Source organism: Erwinia amylovora, assembly GCF_017161565.1.
Lineage (GTDB): Bacteria > Pseudomonadota > Gammaproteobacteria > Enterobacterales > Enterobacteriaceae > Erwinia > Erwinia amylovora.
Window position 1 is genome coordinate 983,692 of the sequence record NZ_CP066796.1, and the last position, 15,706, is coordinate 999,397.

Genomic DNA, 15,706 nt, shown 5'->3' on the forward strand with positions numbered 1-15,706 from the left:
GGGCGAAGCCTGACGTGAATTTCATTACAGAGAAATATCTTATTTTGAGGCGGTAAATCAGGTGATTTATTGGTGATGGGTTAAAGTGAAATGAGAAAATTCATTTAATAAACAAGCCGATGAAACCGCTCTTTACCAGCAGAATCGGCTTTGCTGATATAAGGCGAAATCCTGTTTACCCGCCTCAGGCAGAATGGTAATTTCATAACAATAATTTTATGAGGAAATCTTGAAATGAAACAGCTGGTTATCGATATCCTGATGAAGCTTGCCAGAATGGATGTGGACACCAAAGAGCTGACGGCTCAGGTTGAAGCGCAATCACTGGTGCTGGCTGCGCTGCTGCTTACCGTGGGTAAAGACGGGGCACCTTCAATCGCTGAAAACATCCAGAATGCCATCCTCGCCGTATCACGCGGGGGCGAGGATTTTCTGCAAACCGACGTGGATTTATTGCTTACCCATGTGAATCGTTTGCTGGCGGTTACGCGATATGTCGATGAAGCCGCGCCAGCTGAAGATGCCTAAGGAGGGGAGGAATCGACCGGGCGATAAACCTCACCACACAGCAGAACTGCCTTGGGGCGGCGCTGATGAATGCGTTCTGCCATCTGCTCACAGGCGTGCCGGGTAGGATAAATATGTTCCGATACGGGAAGCGCGTCGCAGGCATCATTTCCACAGGCGCTGACAAGTAGTACGAAGCCAATTAACATCGCTTACTCCTTTGGCAGAACGGTGTCTGTTTCAGTATAGGCGACAAGCCGGATGACAAGATGTTCTGCTTCACACCATTCGACGCGACCGGCCGGCAGCCGCTCAACGTCGGGCAGCAAAGCGTCAGGTGCTGAACTGGATTTTTTTAGGATTAATCTTGGTTTTTACTGCTGACAGGCAGATTTACCGAACTTGTCAAGCGACTGGTGGCCTGATGAAGTACGACGTACTCATCGGGAGATAATATTTTGCTGTCTACACTGTCCTGGTTGAAAAACAAAGCCAGCTACCTTCAGGAATTTATCGCCGATCCACGCAATACCGGGACTGTCGCCCCTTCATCGCGTGCATTGTGTGAAACCATGACGGATGCGGTGGATTGGCAGCACTGTCTGCGCGTTGCCGAATTAGGGGCCGGGGAGGGGGTGTTAACCCGCCATTTGTTGGCGCGTATGCGTGCAGATGCCCGTTTATTGACTTTCGAGACCAATCCACGCTTTTATCCCGGCCTTAACGCCATGCAGGATCGGGATGCGCGCTTGCAGGTGGTGCCTGAGTCAGCGGAAAATCTTGCTGGACAGTTCGATGCTATTTTTTCCTGCTTACCGTTGTTGACCTTGCCGCACGCTTTACGCCATCGTATTTTGCAGCGTGCTGCCGACAGGCTTCACACCAATGGGGTATTTGTCCAGTTCCAGTACACTGCAATGTGCGAGAAGCTGCTTTCCACTTACTTTGCCTGGAACCGAACGCGCGTGTTGGCAAACCTGCCCCCCGCGTGGGTTTATCGCGGGCACTCGCTGACGCAGTTAAGCAGGGTCAACCCTGCTCGTTAATAAGCTGTTACTTACTCCATGTGGCAAGCTGCGCAGGTTTGCTATGCTTAACCTTTGAGCAAAGAGGAGGGGAAAATGGGTAGTCTGACAGAAGAACCGATTTCGAGTGAGGAAGAAGTGTGCACTATAATCGGCAAGGCGGTGGTTGATCTCAGTATTACCGGGCAGCCAGTAAACAATGACACGCTTGGTTTAAAGCTTCTGGCAATGGCCGATCAGGACCATGATGACGAACGGATTTTACTCTACTGGATTGCGCGCCGTGCGATTAATCAGCCGCACAAGTTTGCCGCAACAACGTTCTGAGCCACAGCCTGTAACTGACGTGTTTGCTAGCGCGAGCCGAGGGCCGTTCAGAATGCTTCTGAACGGCCATTGCAGTCATACCACTCGTTTAAGCCCCGGAACCAACCGTAGCGCCGCTACCAGCAGAGCTGATACCGCATAACTCAACAGCGCCACCGCCGGAATGGTCAGGATGGCGTAGTAGTTGTCAAAATTTACCGGCCACAGCCGCAGTAGTGTTTCCAGTACCAGCATATGAATAAAGAAAATGCCTGTACTCAGTCTGTTTAGCCCGCGAATTGACAAACTCAAACGCCTTGTGAACCGCAATCGCGCATTGAGCAGCATGAAAAAACAGGCCAGCGCGAGCGTGACAATGGTCGGTGCCGAATAGAACAAAAAAATCTCATTAGGCTGGTTGATGCTGATTGATAACGAATAGCACATCACCGCGGTGAGTACCGCACTCAGTATAAATATCACGCTGGCGATGGGGGTTTTAGGTGCCAGCTTATAGCGACGCGCAACGCCACCAATAATATAAAAACCGGACAGATAAACCACCATATCAATATTACTTGGCACGGATTCAGGATGATTTTCCAGCACGCTATCTTTGAAATTATCAAACAGCATATAAACGGAAGCCAGAGCAAACCAGATGGCGATAATATAATGAATTCGCTGCTGGCTACCGTGCTGGATAAAGGTATTCAGCAGCGGAGTGATCAGATACAGCAGGATCAGAGTATAGATAAACCATAAATGTGGGTAGGCAGGAGTACTGAGCGTTTCCAGCACGCTGAAGGGGGTAGTACTACTATTAACCATGTGGTTATATATAAAGTAAACCGCCGTCCAGGCGACAAGCGGTATCAGCAGGTTCAGCACCCGGGTCTTTAACGTACTGAGCAGTGACTCATTTTTATTGAGCGAAATATAGCCGGCAGTCAGTAAGTACAGCGGAAAGGAAATGCGCCCCAGTGCGTCATACATAACTGCTACTGACCAGGCACCATGAAAGGTATTGAACGGCACCGCAGCAGTATGTAGCAGGATCACCAGATAGGTGGCAATTGGCATTAACAGTTTAATATTGAGGGTTTTCAACAACGAATTCCTTTGCCAGAGGGCAGCACTGCGAGGCGTCTGCAGGCGATCAATTCCTGTAAAGTAACATATCTCTGCGCCAATCAGATGCCTTACCGTCAAATATTCGTATCGGAAATACCGGAATCATGATCGACGGTGATTTCCGCTGCGCATAATTGGCCAGCGTCGACCACGCGATATTGTGCAGAACCCTGCCAGACATATATGCAGGCGCGGCCTGCATCGCCACCATCCTGTTCCTGTGACAAAGGAATGGAGACCATCTCTGCCCTTAAAGATGGTGAGAAGCCGAACACGCCCAACAACAGCGCGCTGAGCATCAGAGCGTCGTACGAGTGAGAAAGCCTTTTGATTAACGACATATCGTGCACTCCATTATCCTTGCGATCAAAGTTGATGATAACGATGTTTAATGTGCTGGTAAAAGAAGAGTCCACCGGACCGTGCGGCGATCAAAAAGTGCCGGGCAGCCTGAGGAACACCGCTTAAGGGTAAAGTGCCATGGCACAGGGTTCCCACCTCCGAAAGATGCTTTTCAACATCATATCCGACACCAGGAATAGCGGATAATGCCACAGGCTGTTGCTTCATACACTTCTTCTTTTTTATTTGAAATGCAATCTAAAAAAATAACGTAAGGACGCTGTTTTTTCCTTGTCAAAAAACAATTAATTTGCGGTACAGCACAAAATGAAACAACAAAGGGAGGCGGGTGGAGGGAGGGGATTCCTCAAAAAAATTGCCTCGGGAAGTGGGAAATCCGGCAACACTTCCTGAGGCCATGCAACTGCATAATTCGTTACGGCAGTGACTTTATCCGCTGCGATAAAACTGTACAAGTTTATTTTTTTGTACAGGTTTAACCGGGCGCTTATCACCTGTAAAAAATGTGACTTCAGCCGGGCAAACTTGTTAAAGTGCGGGTTTAACGGTTAACGGAACAAGATATGCCAAACGAAATTGCACACCCTTCTACCAGCCCGAAACAGGCCGCCCTGCAACTGGTTATTGAGCTGGTTCGCGCGGGTAAACTTAGCCCTTTGCAGGGGGATGCTGCCAATATGATCTCCATCTATGAGCAGTTTAAAACCCATTTTGAGAGTGAAAAGCATAAACAGGCCTCTGAGTCGGCGATTTCCTGACCCGGCGACCATCATGGTCAGCTGCAAGCCTGGCGCGCAGCTGACCGGCGCTAATTTTTAAATTCCCTGTTGAAGTCCGGCAGGCTAATCCCGATGCCTTCATATGAGAGAAAAATCCGTGCCGGGCTTAATTCCCGCCTGTGCCAGAATCGCTTACACTTTGGCGAGGCCGTAATGAAAAGTCGGCAACAAGACCGCAGACGACATCGGCATTCCTCTGTTCCGCCACCAGCGGCTGCTGTAGCACACAGTGGCTAATTTTTCAGGGCGGCACTGTCGGGCTGAATGCCTGCTTAAAGTAGCAAAGTACTGCCCAATTATAACGGGGGGAGTATTGGCCTGATAAGTCCTGAACCACGAGCGTTATCAGGACGACAGGGGGAGGTGGCGAAAGCAGAAATGCCGGATTTAACGTATGTTAGCGCCGGGTCCGCCTCGGGTTGACAGGCTGGCGTAAGAGCCACTGGGGCAGCCTGATTTAACGGGGAACCCGCTGTTTAAGCGCCATCCCTGTTAGCATGACGTTAACCGACCAGTCTTCCCCGTTCCATATACACTGCGCGTTCGCACATATGGTCGATGACATCAGGATCGTGGCTGACCAGCACCATCGTCAGATTATCCTGTTGCTTCAGCCGGGTAAGCAAATTAAGGATTTCTGCCTGCACTGACATGTCCAGCGCGGAAGTCGGCTCATCCAGCAACAGAATTTTCGGCTCCAGCAGCAAAGCGCGCACAATCGCCACGCGCTGGCGCTGGCCGCCGGAGAGCTGATGCGGATAGCGATCCGCCAGCGCCGGATCCAACCCGACATGGTGGAAACCCCGATCGATCCGATCATTGATCCGCTCGCTGCCGATCAATTTCAGCGGTTCAGCAAGGGTGCGGCGCAGACGGTGACGCGGGTGCAGTGAAGCATACGGATCCTGAAACACCATCTGTACATCGCGCCGTAGCTGCCCGGCAAAAGGCCGGCCCGCTACAGGCTGATGCCCGGCCAGCCGCATGCCGCCACGCCAGTGCGCATTCAGACCGGCCATCACCCACAGCAGTGACGATTTGCCGCAGCCGGAGGGGCCGACCAGGCCAAAGCACTCGCCGGGGCTGACCGATAGCGACACATCATGCACCACGCTGCGCAGCTCGTAGCCCTGCTTGTGGGCAACGCTTAATTGGCTTAACTCAATCATCGCGGTCTCCCTGTAGCAGCGCGGCGCGATCCAGCACCGGCAGCAGCTTGCCGTGGGTCGCTTTTCCCGGGCGGCACGACCACAGCGTGCGCGTATAAGGATGGGTGGCGCGGGGTAATTCCGCTGCGGGCAGTCGGTCCAGCACTTCGCCCTGATACATCACCATTACCCGTTCACAGTGCTCGGAAACCTGTTGCAGATCGTGACTGATCAGCAGCAGCCCCATATTGCGCTGATCCACCAAACGTCGGATCAGCCCCAGCACCTGGTCGCGCATCGCGTGGTCCAGCGCGGAAGTCGGTTCATCGGCGATCAGAAAACGCGGTTCGGCGATCAGCGCCATTGCCAGCATTACGCGCTGCCCCATCCCACCTGAAAGCTGGTGGGGATAGCGCTGCATCAGCGTTGCAGGCTGCGGCAACCCGACTGCGTTGAGCATCTCGCACACTTTTTCCTTTATCTCGGCGCGGGAAAAGCGGCCGTGCAGTTTTAACGGCTCGGCGACCTGCCAGCCGATAGTGCGAAGCGGATTGAGGGCGTATTTCGGGTCCTGCATCACCATGCCCAGCTGGTTACCGCGAAGCTGACTCCAGCGGCGCTCACTGAGGAGCAGGGCGTTTTCCCCGGCGATATCAAGCCTGGTGGCCTCTACCTGCAAGGAGGGGGCCAGCAGGCCCATAAGCGCGCGCGCGGTCAGCGATTTGCCTGAGCCGGACTCCCCGACCAGCGCCACACGCTCACGACCGAGGGTAAAGCTGATATTTTTCACCAGCAGCGCCGCGTTGGCCGCACGAATAGTCAGGCCATCTGCCACAATGAGCGCAGAAGAATCAGTTGTCATTTCGGGTGTCCAGTCGGTCACGCAGGCCATCACCTGTCAGATTGAATGCCAGGCTGGCAAACAGGATCGCACCGCCGGGGACGGCCGCGACCCACCATTGATCGAAAATCACCTTGCTGCCTTCGGCGACCATTGAACCCCATTCGGCGGTCGGCGGCTGAATGCCCATGCCGAGGAACCCCAGGCCAGCAGCAGAGAGAATGATCCCGCCGAGGCCGAGCGCAGCGCGCACTACCGCCGTTGGCAGACAAAGCGGCAAAATATGGCCGAACATCAGGCGCAGACCGTGAATACCCTGCATACGGGCGGCGGCAAGATAGTCGCTGCGGCGCAGCGCCAGGGTTTCGGCACGCGCCTGGCGGGCAAAGGGCGGCCAGCTGGTTAGCGCCAGCGCCAGCGCACCATTCATCAGCCCTGGCCCCATCATCGCCACCAGCGCCAGTGCAATCACCAGATTGGGCAGCGACAGGAAAATATCGGTGATGCGCATCAGTACCCGCTCGCTCCAGCCGCCAAGGTAGCCGGCGCTGATGCCGACCAGCATTCCGACCGGAATGGTCAGTACCAGAATTAACGACACCAGCAGCAGCGTGGGCCGTGCGCCGTAAATCACTCTGGACAGTAAGTCGCGGCCAAAGCCGTCCGTTCCCAGCCAGTGGTCGGCAGAAGGAGGCATCAGCCGAACGGCCATCTCCTGCACGTTGGGATCGTTCGGAGCCAGCAGTGGGGCAAACAGGGCGGCAAAAATCAGCAGGCCGATCAGGCTAAGGCCAATCGTCAGCGTGATATTAAGGTGCACGCGTGGCTTAACGCTTTCCGCATTGGGGAGAAATGGCGTCATCGGGTTCTCGGGTCAGTCAGGGAAGTAAGCGCATCCGCCAGCGCGTTAATGGCGATAAAACAGCCGCCAATCAGCAGGGTGGAGCCAAGAATGGCCGGGGTGTCCGATGCGAACAGCGCGGTGGTCATATAGCGGCCTACGCCCGGCCAGGCAAACACCGTTTCAGTCAGCACCGATCCTTCCAGCAGCGTAGCATAGGAAAGCGCCAGCACGGTGATCAGCGTGCCGCGCACGTTAGGGAAAATATGCAGCAGCAGGATACGCCCACGGCTGGCCCCTTTGGCACGGGCCAGAGTGACGTACTCTTTACTGCTCTCTTCCAGCAAGGCGGCGCGCAGCAGCCGGGTGATGGTCGCCATCGACAGCAGCCCCAGCACCAGCACCGGTAACCACAGATGGGCGATGGCGTTACGCAACATCTCCCTGTCACCGGACAGCCAGCTGTCGATCAGCACCAGCCCGGTTTTCGGCTCCAGCGTATAGATCCAGATATCGTCCAGTCGTCCCGGCCCGGCAGACCAGTGCAGGACGGCATAGAACAGCAGGAGTCCGAGCAGCCCCAGCCAGAATACCGGAACCGAATAGCCGAGCAGCGAGATCAGCCGGGCCACGTTATCCAGCAGGCTGCCCGGTTTCCACGCTGCCAGCAGCGCCAGCAGGATCCCAAACAGCGCGCCTGAAATCATGGCGCAGGTGGCCAGCTCAAGGGTGGCCGGGAAAGTGCGCGCGAGGTCGCTGGCTACCGGTTGATTGGTGATGCTGGAAATACCGAGATCGCCATGCACCAGGTGTTGTACATAGTGCCAGAACTGTAGCGGCAGCGGTTGGTCCAGTCCGAGGCTGGCGCGCACCTGGGCATAGGTCGATTCACTGGCGTGATCGCCGGCAATTTGCAACACCGGGTCAACCGGTGAAAGGTGGGACAGCGCAAAGGTGAAAAGCAGCAGCCCGAACAGGGTCACCACCAGTGAAATAAGCGCGCTTAGCACTCCGCCGCTGCGCCGCCAGAAAAGCCGGGCGGAAGGCCCGGCAGGGTGAGCAGATGCTGCCATTACTTGGTGACCTGGCTGTAATAAACCATATCCGGGTTGATGCCCTGCACGTAGCCCTTCAGGTTATCGCGCAGCGCTACCAGATTACGTGCCTGCAAACCGATGACATACGGCGAGTTTTGCTGCACTTCACGCTGCATTTTCTGGTACAGCTCGACGCGCTTCGCCTTGTCGTTTTCCGCCGTTGCGGCCAGCGTCTGCTGGTTCAATTCAGGAATATGCCAGTTGGAGCGCCAGGCCAGGGTTTTGCTGCCATCCTCCGGGTTATAGGCAAAGGCGGCGGCGTTAGTATTTGGGTCGAAATAGTCGGCCCCCCAGGCGTTCAGGGTGGCCTGGTACTGGTGAGATTTCACCCGGGTTGCCACTTCGGAACTGATACCAGGCTCTATGTCTACCTTAACACCGCCCCTGGCAAAGCTGGCCTGCAGGGCCTGAGCGATGTCCAGGTAAGGCGGCTGATTGCTGGTAGACAGCTTGAAGCTTACGTTGTTCAGGCCTGCTTTCTTCAGTATCGCTTTCGCTTTTTCCGCATCGTAGGTGAACGGATTATCGTTCAGCGAGCCGAGGAAGCCTTGCGGCAGGAACGACTGATGAACCTGGAATTGTCCTTTTAGCAGGTCGTTGGCAATGCCTTTATAGTCAAAAAGATAGCGCGAAGCTTCCCACAGTGCCGGGTTTTTCAGTACCGGGTTAGCGTCGATATTGAACTGAATGTAATACAACGAAGCCATGGGCACTGCGAGCGTTTTCACCCCGGGCTTATCCTTCAGCGAGGCCATCTGGTCGGCACCCAGATTACGGGCAATATCGGCATCGCCCTGTTCCAGCAACAGACGGCGCGCAGCCGGTTCCGGCACGTTTTTGATCAGCACGTTTTTTAGTTTTGGTGCGCCGGCCGGAGAGCCGGGATTGGCGCTGAACAGCGCCACTTCGTGCGGGATATATTTGCGGATCTGATAAGGGCCGCTGCCGGCGGAGTGCAGGGACAGCCAGCTGTTGCCAAGATCGCCCTGTTTTTCATTAGCCATCACCGTTTTTTCATCGACGATGGATGACACAGGGGCAGCCAGCAGGCTGAGAACGTATGTCGGGCTGACGTTGGCGCTCCAGCTAATTTGCACTCGCTGGTCGTCGATCTTTTTCAACCGCGCATCAACATTATCTTTGGTCCAGCCGAGCTGTGCCAAAATAAACGAAGGATCGAGGTTCAGCTTGATAACGCGCGACAGTGAGAAGATCACATCTTCCGGGCGCACGGGATTGCCGGAGGCGAATGTGGCTCCATCGCGCAGGGTAAAGGTGATGCTGCGGTTGTCACTACCGGGCTGCCAGCGGGTGGCCAGCGTGGGTTGCAGATCGGTCGGATTTTGCGGATCGGACTGAACCAGGCGCTGATAGAGATTGCTAAAAGCCTGAACCGAGGAGAGTTCAAAGCCATCAGCCGGGTCGAAACTGTTAACATCATCAATTGACTGGGCAATGACCAGGGTGTCCGCAGGCGTTGTGGCACTGGCAACAAAAGATGCCGTCATAGTCAGAGCGAGAACAGACGGAACTGCAATTTTCATGACGTTTCCTTACCTTATGTTTTTTCGCGAGTGTAAGTGAACAACCAATGAGAACAATAGTAGATTATCGGCTATCGTTATGCAGAAAAGTTATAAGTTCGGTGAAACAGTTATAAAATTGAACCCGGTAGCAGCAAGCGGGCTAGCGGCTGAAACTCTGCCAGATAATGGGGGCAACGCCGAGAAAGTTGTTCAACATGTGCAGAGCCATCGGCAGCCTTAGGCCGCCGGAGACAAAACGAGCGGCGCACAGCAGGAGTGACAGCACCACAAGCGAAATCACGGTTTGCAGATGATCGTACTGGCTGTGCAGGATGGCAAAAATAAGGGAGGTTATTATCGAGCAGCCCCACCGGTGGCGTGGTGCCCACAACAGAAAACCCTGCAGGACAAAACCGCGAAACAGAATTTCTTCAAATATCGGAGCCAGCATGACCACCGCCAGGCAGAATCCAACCAGGCTCAGGCGGGTGTAACCTGTCTGGCTGGCGGTCCAGTTTTCCGGCTGCAAATAGAACGACTGGCTGGCGATTGTTGCCAGCAGCAGGGCGCTGAATAGCAGTAACTGGCGCACGCGCAGCTCACCTGAGGTGATATCCGTAAAGCGGCGCGTATACCACTGGTAAACAGGCACCAGCGCGGCGAACTCCAGCAGACAGAGCACCGGCATGAATATTCCCTGGCTTTTTAACGTATCGATCCGGGGCAGCAGGTTAACCAGTTGCGCAATGGTGTACCAAATCATAAACACGCCGCAGCAAAGCAGGGTATGGCTAACTTTGTCACTGGCTGGTGCCATGGTAAGGCTCTTAAGGGGGCAGGAGAGCGGGGATGTTAACAAGACTATGCAGGGCTGTCGAGCAGGCATGGCCAGCCCGTCAAGCCGGCAAAGAGTATGGAATTTGGCTACGTCAACATAGTGATATCTGCTAGTATTACTGCGAATTACCACTTTTAAAGCCAGAGAGGAGCAGTAATAGTGAAATATCATGGAAAAATAGCCGCAATGCTGGCATTGATGGTGCTGGCAGGCTGCCAGTCAGCGGATAACCAAAGCCGGACCTCCACCATGGTGGATCCTGAAATGGACCGTTGCGGCGCCTCGCAATATCAACAGTACGTCGGCAAGCCGCTGAAGGCCATAGAAACTCTTCGCTTCGAACATGCGGTGCGCGCAATACCTTATAATGCTGCCGTGACAATGGATTTCAATCTCAATCGCATCAATTTTATGGGGGATAAGCAGGGCAACATCAGCCAGGTCTATTGCGGATAAATATTGCCTGAGAAGTTGTCAATTGCCGATCTCCTTAATGCGCAAGAATTTAAGTTATCTGCAAGCCGCAGCCTGTTTTGCATCGGCTCGCGGCATCTATTCCTTCACGTTCAGTAACTCTGCCAGCAGTTTGCGGCAGTCCAGTAGTAATGACTTGTCTGGTTCTCTTCCCAGTCGTGCAATTACTTTGGCGATAATCGCTTTAGTGCTGGCAGGCGTTCCGGACTGCATCAGTTCCACCATAATTGCCTCCAGCAGTTCACTCTCTTGCACCGGGTGGAATGATGGGCTGTTAAAATAGTCAGTAATGGCGCGTCCCGCGCCCTGTAGCTGATGATTCATGGCGAAACCCCTCAAATGCGCCACTGGTGGCCGTGGCCACAGGGCCAAAGCATCGATTCAGGCTGACAGCAAGACAAGACAGCCCGACACTTCTGAACAATTTACAGCCAGATTTTTATTACTTTAGGTGCCGCACGCGGGATTGTCAGTAACCAACAGAAATATTTTTATCAGGCAACTATGCGGGCCTGCAGAGGCGCCCCGCATTTTCTGCCGATCTTTTACGGCCCGATCGTTGTCTTTCCGCGATGGGCAGCCAAAGATATCCGGGCTGTGGAAATAAACCTAAAATTATTTAACCCAAAAAATCAAGTTGTTAATATTAAATTGCCTGTTCTATTTAATCCCCTCTTGTACTAAACGCCGGGTTATGAGTAAATACACCCGTCGGTTTTGATACAGACCCACGTATGCGAGCAATTTTAGTAAAGCAGTCTTCAGTTCAAGCGTTAGCCTAAGCTTCTTCCTGACTTCCTTCTTTAGTGCCTCATTGTAATCCCTGTTGACGAACCCTGTGCCCCCGTGGCTTATTACATTATCGAAGGAAAAAACTTATGTCTGACAAAATGATTGGTTTGGTAAAATGGTTCAGCCCTGATAAAGGTTTCGGCTTCATCTCCCCAACTGACGGCAGCAAAGACGTGTTTGTACACTTCTCTGCAATCCAGAACGGCGGTTTCAAGACGCTGGAAGAAGGTCAGAAAGTTGAGTTCACTATCGAAAATGGCCAGAAAGGCCCTGCAGCTGCTAACGTTACTGCGCTGTAAGATAGAAACTCGTTCGTTACCGCCGTGCCGGTTTTATCCTGAACGGCGTTAAGCGAAACTAAAAACCCGCCCTGTGGCGGGTTTTTTGCGTTTCAGGTGGCGTTAAGACGGCAGCGCGCGTTTTTTACGCGGGCGCGGAATACTCAGTGGCGCGCCAGGGTTAATTGATAGCGATACTGGCGGGCGGAAAGCAAAAATTCTTCATTGACGCTTTGGCTCCAGGAGTCATCACCGCCCACACCCATATGGTACCCATCAAGGATCAGCCAGCAGCCCGGTTCATCGCGCAGCAAATGGCGATGCGAAGTCTGACGCAGCTGTTCAACGCTGTGGCGACTAAGCGAAAAGTGGAAATCACCGCCGATCTGCCAGCGACCAAAGATCAGTTCTCTGGTGCCGCCCCGCAGGCCGTTTTCACTTGGGAAAACATAAGGCGTGCTCAATGCTTCAAGCGGCAGCTGCCAGCGTGAGAACTCTGCCGCCAGCCGTCGGTCCGGGTAGTTTTCATGTGGGCCAAGACCCAGCCAGCTGGCATTCTGCGCCACGTCGCGCAGCTGGCAGTGCAGGCCAATACGCGCTGGTGGCGGCTGCCCGGCGGCAATGTCGACTTCGATTTCAACAAGCACCTCACCCTGAAGATTTATTCGGTAGCATTTGCGACTGAGGAAACGTAACGCTGTACCTGTCAGCCATGCCTGTTCGCTGCGGATTTGCACTCCGTCGCTCAGGATATCCGTCTGCAGGCTTAGCAGCCGGCTTTCAAGCTGGAAATAGCCCGCACGTTGCCAGCGCTCCACCCAGGCGTTTGGGTCAATGCATGAGGCCTGACTGATACCGATATCGTTATCCAGCGGGGCACGCACGAACAGATCGCGCAGCGGGGAGAGCAACTGTGGTTCATTTGCTTGCAGCCACTGTATCAGCTCACCGCTTTGCCGGCAGAAATGCCAGCGCTGCTGACCATGGACGATCTCAATCAGCTGCGGCTGCTGATGTAAACGAGGCAGCTCACCGGTCATCTGAGGTTGTGGCAGAGCCAGCGCCGCCGGCAGCCGCCAGCCATCCCACGCCACGCGATGCCCGGCCGCTGACCATGCGGTGGCTGTGGGCTGGATCACCGAGACCCGCAGCCAAAGTTCGCCGGTTAACGAGGGCAGTTCACCCAGCGTCAGGCAAAGAGTGCCTTCCGGCGGCAGGTCCAAGGTAATTTGGCCTTCAGCAACCCCTTTCCCCTGATGCTCAATACGCCAGCATAGCTGTTCGTTGTCGCTGTGACGAAACAGGTATTCACTGGTAATGCTGACGATTATCGGTGCGGTACTGACCAGAGCAAACTGGAAAAACTGTTGGGCGCGTTGGGCTTCAAATAGTGCCGGATGCGGACTACGGTCGGCAAAGAGCAGCCCGTTCATACAGAACTGACGGTCATTAGGCGTGTCGCCAAAGTCACCGCCATAGGCTTGCCAGCTGCTGCCATCGGCATCATGGCGCGTCAGGCTTTGGTCGGCCCAGTCCCAGATAAACCCTCCCTGCAGGCGGGGGAACTGGCGAAAGGCCCGCCAGTAACGTTCGAAACCGCCAAGGCTGTTGCCCATTGCATGGGCGTATTCACAGAGGATCAACGGGCGGGTCTCTTCCGGCAGGCCTATCCATTTTTTTATTGACCATTTAGGCACGGCCGCAAAAGGTTGGTCCTGATCGACCCGCGCATACATCGGGCAGATGATATCGCTGGCGGCGGAGTCGGCTCCGCCGCCTTCGTACTGCACCGGCCGGCCTGGATCGTTACTTTTGACCCAGCGATAAAGCGCATCGTGGGTACTGCCGTGGCCAGATTCGTTGCCCAGCGACCAGATGATAATACAGGCATGGTTGCGATCGCGTTGCACCATGCGAATGACCCGTTCGCTGAAAGCTTGAAACCAGACTGGATCGTCCGCCAGCCGGTTCATCGGTTGCATTCCGTGCGTTTCAATATTGGCTTCATCGACCACATACAGCCCGTAACGGTCGCACAGTCGGTACCACAACGGATGATTCGGGTAATGAGAGCAGCGCACGGCGTTGAAGTTATGCTGTTTCATCAGCAGAATATCGGTGACCATCGCAGGCTCATCCATCACCTGACCGCGATGCGGGTGGTGCTCATGGCGGTTGGTGCCACGGATCAACAGCGCTTTGCCGTTGAGTTTCAGCAACCCGCCGCTCACCTCAATCTGTCGAAAGCCAACGTCACAGGCTTCTGCTTCAACTAATCTGCCATCAGCATCCAGCAGGGTAACCACCGCACGGTAAAGATGCGGAGTTTCGGCGCTCCACAGCAGGGGCTGGTCGATATGCAGGGACAGCCGCGTACGGTCGAGGTAGCTGCCGCGCTCGTCAACCACCGGCGTGCCAAACGGCTGCTGCTGCTGTGCAATCAGCGTATCTTCGTGCCACAACTTCACCTCAAGCCGCCAGGCGCTGGCATCAGGCAGTGAACATAACGCCATTACCTGAAGCCGTGCACTGCGTAACTCAGGGCTTAGCCGGGTATCTGTCTGAATGTCATTCAGCCTCACCACCGGTTTATGCAGCAGGCTGACACTGCGGAAAATTCCGCTCATGCGCCACATATCCTGGTCTTCCAGATAGCTGCCATCGCACCAGCGCAGTACCATCACGGCAATGCGGTTTTCTTCCGCCCGCAGGCTGTGGCTGAGGTCGAATTCGGCCGGCAGCCGGCTGTCCTGGGAGTAACCAATAAACTCGCCGTTGCACCACAGGTAAAAGGCCGGGTTAACCCCGTCGAAGATGATTCGCGTCTGGCCGCTTTGCAGCCAGTCGGGTGGGCAACGAAAGTTGAGCGAATAACAACCGGTCGGATTATCCTCAGGAACGCGTGGCGGGGCCACCGGTATCGGGTACTGCACGTTGGTATAAATGGGAGCATCATAACCCGCCAGCTGCCAGTTGGACGGAACTGCTATGCTGCCGACCTGGGGCAGATCGTGATACAACCATTCATCCGGCACCGCTTGCGGACGGTGGAAATAGTTAAAGCCCCATTCTCCGTCCAGCTCTCGGATACTCGGGCTGGGCAGATCGCTGCGCGCAGCATCTTCACTGCGCCAGCTGGCAAGCGGCGTATGGGTCGGCAGCCGGTTAAGCTGGGTCAGTGCCGGGTTTTCCCAGTGGCGCTGGGATAATAGCTGCTGCAAGGTGAGTGGATCACGACTGGCCATCTTTTGTACCTAATAAGGGTTATATATTCAGACTGAAGCTGGAACCGCTTGGAACAAAGACAAAAGAGATCAGGATGTGATGGCTATCGCAACATTGGCGAATAAAGATAATGGGTAAAACAGCGCGTTGTCACCGGTTTAACCCGGCAAAATAACAGCAAAGCGCAAAGCAGGGTTACCGGAGGTAAAAAGCGCCGTAATCAGGAGATTCTGCATTGTGAGCGGCACGAACGCCGCTTAGTATCGGCGCGTAGGGTTATTCACGTTGTTGCGAAGATGATTATCACGGGCTTCATTAAAGCGATCGGTATTATTGCGTTGGTGGCAACGTTAAGCAGTTGCCCGTTGCCACTTCCGGGTGGCGGCCTGGGCGGCCCACGCGGTGGTTTCATGCAGCAGGGGGGCTAAATATTGTCTGGCGGGGCCAGAAAATGGCCCTGTGGATCTCCGTCCCGATCTCCGCATCCTGCTATGCTACGTTCCCGTCCTTCATACCGGTCAAATTAGTGCGG

The 15,706-nt window shown here is 54.7% G+C and carries 18 protein-coding genes; 6 read left to right on the top strand and 12 right to left on the bottom strand.

Going from position 1 to position 15,706, the window contains the following annotated elements; genetic code table 11:
* Positions 1–234: 234 nt before the first annotated feature.
* Positions 235–528 (top strand): anti-adapter protein IraP, encoded by a 294-nt coding sequence (iraP, locus tag JGC47_RS04500; RefSeq protein ID WP_004156133.1) that lies wholly within the window; start codon positions 235–237, stop codon positions 526–528.
* Here the strand turns inward: iraP and JGC47_RS04505 are convergent.
* Entirely contained in the window at positions 525–716 is a 192-nt protein-coding gene (locus tag JGC47_RS04505) for a hypothetical protein (protein WP_004156136.1), read from the bottom strand. The genes iraP and JGC47_RS04505 overlap by 4 nt on opposite strands.
* Positions 717–965: 249 nt before the next feature.
* On the opposite strand from JGC47_RS04505, the gene JGC47_RS04510 reads away from it, so the two are divergent.
* Complete coding sequence (locus JGC47_RS04510; protein ID WP_004156140.1) at positions 966–1,553, top strand: class I SAM-dependent methyltransferase; 588 nt, start codon at positions 966–968, stop codon at positions 1,551–1,553.
* 75 nt (positions 1,554–1,628) lie between these two features.
* Positions 1,629–1,859 carry a hypothetical protein gene (locus JGC47_RS04515; protein ID WP_004156142.1) on the top strand — a complete coding sequence of 77 codons (231 nt, stop codon included), beginning with the start codon at positions 1,629–1,631 and terminating at the stop codon, positions 1,857–1,859.
* A 75-nt stretch (positions 1,860–1,934) separates the two neighbouring features.
* Here the strand turns inward: JGC47_RS04515 and JGC47_RS04520 are convergent, their stop codons facing one another.
* The 3 genes from JGC47_RS04520 to JGC47_RS04530 form a co-directional block, all read right to left on the bottom strand.
* A complete protein-coding gene (locus JGC47_RS04520) occupies positions 1,935–2,951 on the bottom strand; it encodes an acyltransferase (RefSeq protein WP_004161851.1) in 1,017 nt (338 codons plus the stop codon).
* A 95-nt stretch (positions 2,952–3,046) separates the two neighbouring features.
* Positions 3,047–3,313 (bottom strand): hypothetical protein, encoded by a 267-nt coding sequence (locus JGC47_RS04525; protein ID WP_004156144.1) that lies wholly within the window; start codon positions 3,311–3,313, stop codon positions 3,047–3,049.
* Between the two features lie 25 nt (positions 3,314–3,338).
* Positions 3,339–3,542 (bottom strand): KTSC domain-containing protein, encoded by a 204-nt coding sequence (locus tag JGC47_RS04530; protein WP_013035901.1) that lies wholly within the window; start codon positions 3,540–3,542, stop codon positions 3,339–3,341.
* Positions 3,543–3,898: 356 nt separating this feature from the next.
* Here JGC47_RS04530 and JGC47_RS04535 point away from each other — a divergent pair, with 356 nt between their 5' ends.
* Positions 3,899–4,093, top strand: a complete 195-nt coding sequence (locus JGC47_RS04535) for a hypothetical protein (RefSeq protein WP_004156145.1) — start codon at positions 3,899–3,901, stop codon at positions 4,091–4,093.
* 524 nt (positions 4,094–4,617) lie between these two features.
* On the opposite strand, the gene JGC47_RS04540 is transcribed toward JGC47_RS04535, so the two are convergent.
* From JGC47_RS04540 to JGC47_RS04565, 6 genes are all read right to left on the bottom strand, one after another.
* Positions 4,618–5,283: an ABC transporter ATP-binding protein gene (locus tag JGC47_RS04540; protein ID WP_004156146.1), complete on the bottom strand. Its 666-nt coding sequence runs from the start codon at positions 5,281–5,283 to the stop codon at positions 4,618–4,620.
* On the bottom strand, positions 5,276–6,124 hold the full coding sequence (locus JGC47_RS04545; RefSeq protein WP_013035902.1) for an ABC transporter ATP-binding protein: 849 nt from the start codon (positions 6,122–6,124) through the stop codon (positions 5,276–5,278). The genes JGC47_RS04540 and JGC47_RS04545 overlap by 8 nt, the downstream gene beginning before the upstream one ends.
* Positions 6,114–6,965 (bottom strand): ABC transporter permease, encoded by an 852-nt coding sequence (locus JGC47_RS04550; protein ID WP_004156151.1) that lies wholly within the window; start codon positions 6,963–6,965, stop codon positions 6,114–6,116. The genes JGC47_RS04545 and JGC47_RS04550 overlap by 11 nt, the downstream gene beginning before the upstream one ends.
* The gene (locus JGC47_RS04555) at positions 6,962–8,017 is read right to left on the bottom strand and encodes an ABC transporter permease (RefSeq protein ID WP_004156153.1); all 1,056 of its coding nucleotides are present in this window, start codon (positions 8,015–8,017) and stop codon (positions 6,962–6,964) included. Before JGC47_RS04555 ends, JGC47_RS04550 begins: the two co-directional genes overlap by 4 nt.
* On the bottom strand, positions 8,017–9,585 hold the full coding sequence (locus JGC47_RS04560) for an ABC transporter substrate-binding protein (RefSeq protein ID WP_004156155.1): 1,569 nt from the start codon (positions 9,583–9,585) through the stop codon (positions 8,017–8,019). The genes JGC47_RS04555 and JGC47_RS04560 overlap by 1 nt, the downstream gene beginning before the upstream one ends.
* Before the next feature lie 142 nt (positions 9,586–9,727).
* Complete coding sequence (locus JGC47_RS04565; RefSeq protein WP_013035903.1) at positions 9,728–10,384, bottom strand: CPBP family intramembrane glutamic endopeptidase; 657 nt, start codon at positions 10,382–10,384, stop codon at positions 9,728–9,730.
* A 180-nt stretch (positions 10,385–10,564) separates the two neighbouring features.
* Here JGC47_RS04565 and JGC47_RS04570 point away from each other — a divergent pair, with 180 nt between their 5' ends.
* On the top strand, positions 10,565–10,861 hold the full coding sequence (locus JGC47_RS04570; protein ID WP_004156157.1) for an I78 family peptidase inhibitor: 297 nt from the start codon (positions 10,565–10,567) through the stop codon (positions 10,859–10,861).
* Between the two features lie 96 nt (positions 10,862–10,957).
* Here JGC47_RS04570 and JGC47_RS04575 read toward each other — a convergent pair whose 3' ends face one another.
* Positions 10,958–11,203, bottom strand: coding sequence for a biofilm development regulator YmgB/AriR family protein (locus JGC47_RS04575; protein WP_004156158.1), 246 nt, complete (start codon positions 11,201–11,203; stop codon positions 10,958–10,960).
* 554 nt (positions 11,204–11,757) lie between these two features.
* On the opposite strand from JGC47_RS04575, the gene cspE reads away from it, so the two are divergent.
* The gene (gene cspE, locus JGC47_RS04580; RefSeq protein ID WP_004156160.1) at positions 11,758–11,970 is read left to right on the top strand and encodes a transcription antiterminator/RNA stability regulator CspE; all 213 of its coding nucleotides are present in this window, start codon (positions 11,758–11,760) and stop codon (positions 11,968–11,970) included.
* Positions 11,971–12,113: 143 nt separating this feature from the next.
* Here cspE and JGC47_RS04585 read toward each other — a convergent pair whose 3' ends face one another.
* Positions 12,114–15,194, bottom strand: coding sequence for a beta-galactosidase (locus JGC47_RS04585; protein ID WP_004156162.1), 3,081 nt, complete (start codon positions 15,192–15,194; stop codon positions 12,114–12,116).
* Between the last annotated feature and the right edge of the window lie 512 nt (positions 15,195–15,706).